We start from the raw sequence: 669 nt of genomic DNA on the forward strand, positions 1-669 counted from the left end.
TACATTGTTTAACATTTAAAGATGACAAAGGCGCCGATGCGACGCCTTTGGTGTACCTCGAAATCGACGACTACATATCGTCGTAGGCTTCGATTTTTGAACCTTCAATCACATACGCTGTTTCTGCCAGTTCATGGTTAATGGTTTCGGTTTTTAACGTTCCCACCACGTAAATGACATCCCAAAGTTCCTGTACTGGTGCGCCTTTCGGAAATTTCACGTAAATGATTTGGTTTGGTGGTGGTGGTGGTACGTGGATACACGCCCCAAAATACGGCACCAACAAAAATTCCGTCACCGTGTTGGCATCTCCCTCAAGAGGAATCACGAAGCCAGGGATTTTGACCTGACTGCCATTGAGCTCTGGTCTGACGTTACCGATTTTTGATTGCTGCGCCGCGCCACCACTGTGACCAGATGCGGGCATCCCCACGCTGTCGAACAGCTTACGTTCCGCTTCAGGAACCAGATCGATCCAGTCGAGCGTTAATGGATCATCACTCGCCATGACCGGCGTCGTAAATGCAATCGCGAGTAAGCAACTGGCTAAAATTTTTTTCCACATCGTTAGATCCTTATGGTCATTCCGTCACTGAGTGACTGTCTGTAGGCGCGGAATGCTGGAATAAAACCAATCACAATACCGGCGCATTGTACAAAGCTAAGCAG

The 669-nt window shown here is 48.1% G+C and carries 1 protein-coding gene; it reads right to left on the bottom strand.

What is annotated here, in order from left to right:
* Window positions 1–70 precede the first annotated feature (70 nt).
* Window positions 71–565, bottom strand: coding sequence for a DUF3299 domain-containing protein (locus tag R7Q09_RS26055; RefSeq protein WP_318143934.1), 495 nt, complete (start codon window positions 563–565; stop codon window positions 71–73).
* Window positions 566–669 lie beyond the last annotated feature (104 nt).

It is taken from the genome of Vibrio sp. 2130-1 (assembly GCF_033339515.1).

What these genes read in the sequence shown, in the direction of transcription:
- R7Q09_RS26055 (WP_318143934.1), bottom strand. Translation starts at nt 565, where the DNA reads ATGTGGAAAAAAATTTTAGCCAGTTGCTTACTCGCGATTGCATTTACG.